The sequence below is a fragment of the uncultured Corynebacterium sp. genome (assembly GCF_902782855.1).
In the GTDB taxonomy this organism is placed as follows: domain Bacteria; phylum Actinomycetota; class Actinomycetes; order Mycobacteriales; family Mycobacteriaceae; genus Corynebacterium.
In genome coordinates, this window is the sequence record NZ_CACZOO010000201.1 from 1 (window position 1) to 3,396 (window position 3,396).

At 68.8% G+C, this 3,396-nt stretch carries 1 protein-coding gene and 2 pseudogenes; 2 read left to right on the forward strand and 1 reads right to left on the reverse strand.

Annotation, left to right across the window (positions count from 1 at the left end; genetic code table 11):
- Window positions 1–280, forward strand: a pseudogene (locus QZV72_RS08675) (hypothetical protein); the annotation flags it as partial.
- A 66-nt stretch (window positions 281–346) separates the two neighbouring features.
- On the opposite strand, the gene QZV72_RS08680 reads toward QZV72_RS08675, so the two are convergent.
- Window positions 347–2,590, reverse strand: coding sequence for an acyltransferase family protein (locus tag QZV72_RS08680; RefSeq protein ID WP_297007400.1), 2,244 nt, complete (start codon window positions 2,588–2,590; stop codon window positions 347–349).
- Window positions 2,591–3,210: 620 nt separating this feature from the next.
- On the opposite strand from QZV72_RS08680, the pseudogene QZV72_RS08685 reads away from it, so the two are divergent.
- Window positions 3,211–3,396, forward strand: a pseudogene (locus QZV72_RS08685) (hypothetical protein); the annotation flags it as partial.

Genomic DNA, 3,396 nt, shown 5'->3' on the forward strand with positions numbered 1-3,396 from the left:
CGGCGACCCCGCTCCCGCCCCGGCACCTGCTGCCCCGGCACCCGCCGCGACCGGCGACCCCGCGATCCGGGACGCCCTGCTCGGCGCCGGTGTGGATCAGGCGACGGCCGACAAGCTCGCCGAGAACCCGGACGCGACGGTCGCCGCCGCGGTGCGGATGGGTATCCCCCAGGCGACCGCTGACCAGTTCCGCTCCAACCCCCAGGGCGCGGTCGAGGCCCTGCGTGCCGCAGGCATAGACCCGGTCACCGCTGCGCCGCAGCTCGCCGCACAGTTGTAGCGGCTGTTCCCCGGCTTCGGCCGCTGGAGCAGGTCCCCCGCGACAACGTCCGCAGCGGGGGACGGGCTACATCCTGCAGCTGATCGAGGTGTCCTGCTTGCCGGCGACGGCCTGGCGCAGGGCGTCCTCCACCGCATCGGTGTAGAGCTGCTGGCCCTGTTCGTCGGGGTGTACGCCGTCGCCGATGAGGTCCTCGGGGTGGGCGATGGCCTGCTGGCACCACGGGGCGAGGTAGACGTTCGGGTTCGTCGCTGCATAGGCGATGACCTGGTCCGCAGCATCCTGGATGCCGTCGACGTAGCCGAAAGGCACCACGAGGATCATGGTGCGGTCCGGGCCGAGCATGCCGCGGATCTTGTCGAGTTCACCGGGGAAGGCCTGCCCGTTCGTTCCGAATCCGAGGACGACATATTTGCCCATGGTGCCGTTGTCGACCATGGCCTGGATCGTCCCCTCGCCGCCGGAGTAGTGGCGGGAGACCTCGGCGTCGATCGTCATCCCGGGGAACCGCTGCTGCAGCGCGAGGGTGGATGCGAGCATCACCGAATCGCCGACACCGGTGATCTCGGTCCCCTTCGGCAGTCCGGCGGCGGATGCGCCGGCGGCACCGGGACCGGGGGGTGGCGGAGTTGCGTTCTGCAGCTCGGCGATTTCGTCGAGCTGGCGTTCCAGCTCCGACTTCGACGGTGACCCGCCCAGCGCGGAGCCGGCGAACAGGGCGATGACGAGGATGCCGATCGGCACGATGAGCAGCTTCGTCGACCCCATGGCCTGCACGACGCGGCGGTACCCTTGGCGGCGCAGCGGGTTCTCCACGAAGCGGTAGGACGCCTCGGAGAGCAGCATGCTGATGACCACGGCGATGAGGCCGAGCAGCCATACGGGCTTCTCGTCGCCGGGTTCGTTGAACAGTGCCTTGAGGAAGACGATGACGGGCCAGTGCCACAGGTAGAGGCTGAAGGAGCGCTCACCGAAGTACCGCAGCGGGCGGATCCGAAGCAGGAACGCGACGGGGCCGGCGTCCCGCAGGACGGTCATCATCACGGCGACGGTCAGCAGGGACGCGCCGAGCAGGCCGCCGCGGTAGGTCACCGGGGAGGTGTCGGGCAGCAGGACGAGCATCGCGATGAGGCCGAGGAAGGACAGGGAGCCGAGCGTCCACGCCGCCACACCGGTCAGCCGGGAGCGCGTGGTCGGCATCCCGGCCGCGCTGGTCGGGCTGAGCAGCGGCCAGGAGTCCACGGCCTTGGGCGACGCGGTGGTGACCAGGAGGGCGAGGACCACGCCGGCGAGCAGGCCGAAGGCGTGCGTGTCGGTGCCGAAGTAGACGCGGCTGGGGTCTTCGTCCGGGTTGTACAGCAGGATCATCACGAGCAGCGAGGCGAGGCCCGCGACCGTGGCGAACAGGGCCGGCAGGTGGAACACCCGGTCGCCGGAGGTGTCGCCGCGACCGATGCGGCGCGCGACCCACAGCAGGCCGAGGAAGATCAGCGGCCAGAGGACGTAGAACTGCTCCTCGATCGCCAACGACCAGTAGTGCATGAAGATCTGCGGCGTCGTGTCCGCGAAGTAGCTGTGCGACTGGGAGATCTGCACCCAGTTGTTCGCGAAGAACAGGGAGCCGAGGAACTGCGGGACCAGCCCGACCTGCACGTCTCCGCCGATGAACCCGGCGACGGCGGTGGCGACGACGAGGACGGTGACGGACGCGGGGATGATGCGCCTGGCACGTCTGCGCCAGAACTCCTTGAGACTGATCCGGCCGTTCGCGCCGAGTTCGCGGACGAGCAGGGCGGTGATGAGGAAGCCGGAGAGGACGAAGAAGATGTCCACGCCGAGGAAACCGCCGGGCAGGGCGTCGCCGAAGAAGTGGTAGATGACCACGGCGAGCACGGCGATGCCGCGGAGGCCGTCGAGCCCGGGGACGCGGCGGATGCGGCCCGGCTTCAGCGGCTTGACCGGGGTCGGGTCCTCGGCGGTGAAGGCGGGCTCGGCCTGGGAGGCGAACTCCTCGGGCTCTGCGGCGGCTTCTGTGGCTGCCGCTGCGGTGGCAGTAGCCCCGGCAGCCGTGGCAGCTGCGGCAGCTGCGGCTGCGGGGACCGGCTGCTGCGCGGGCCACATGGACGACGGAGCGTGCTCGATTGACGGGGTGGGCTCCTGTGTGGAGTCCGGGGCCGGGGCCTGCTCCGGAACCTGCGCGGCGAAGTGTTCCGTCGGCTGGTCGTCGGCGTCGTCGAGGGCCGTAATGTCATCCGCCGACTCTTCCGTCGTGTCGGGCGCAGCGACATCTGCTGCCTCGGGCGCCGACACAGGAGGTGTCACCCCCGGGGGCAGTGGTGCGCCTGTCGGGGCGGTCAGCACGATGGTGGGTGCCGTTGCTGTCTCTTTCGTCGGCTCAGCGGTCGGCGGCGGGGTCCACCGGGGTGCCGGCGGTGCGCTGACCTGGGCCGACAGGACAATGACGGGCGGCGTTTTCTGGGCCATCTGACGAGCGAAGACTTCCGTTAGGTGCGTGTGGGATGTGGTGTGACTGAAGTGACAAATCTAGTCCTCTCGGCACGGACAATAAAGCCACGCAGGTGGCTCAACCCCCACACGTTGTGAGGGCACCGGTGCGGTCCGCCCTCCGGGCCGGCGCCTGAGCCGGCGAGCGGGGCGGTGCAGGGCTTGGCTGCTGGACGCCCGCGCTAGCGGGAACAGTGAGTGCGGCTGTGTGTAAGCACAGACGATGGCTGAGTCGATATGTTGACATGTCGTGTTGCATCGCCAGTTTGCTGAGTGCGTCCTCGGTCGGTGGAGCGGGGCATAGCGGTCAACATGTCCACTACCTGTAGTTTCTCTCGCTGCCGGGGGATTCGCAACGTGACTGTATGGCCAGGATGAACGGGTTAACTCTTGGAAAATGCTCTCCAAAGGTAAGGTGCTCTTCTATGACGCTTCTCTCCCTCTCCAGGCTCCGGGGGCTGCGCTGCGCTGCACGCACGGTCCTCGCTGCCGGCGTGATCGCCGCCTCTGTCGCTGTCACAGCCCCCACGGCCAGTGCCGATGTCTTCCACGGCTACTGGATCCGGGGAAAAATCGCGGACACCTACGTCCGCTACGGCGGGGTCGGCAAG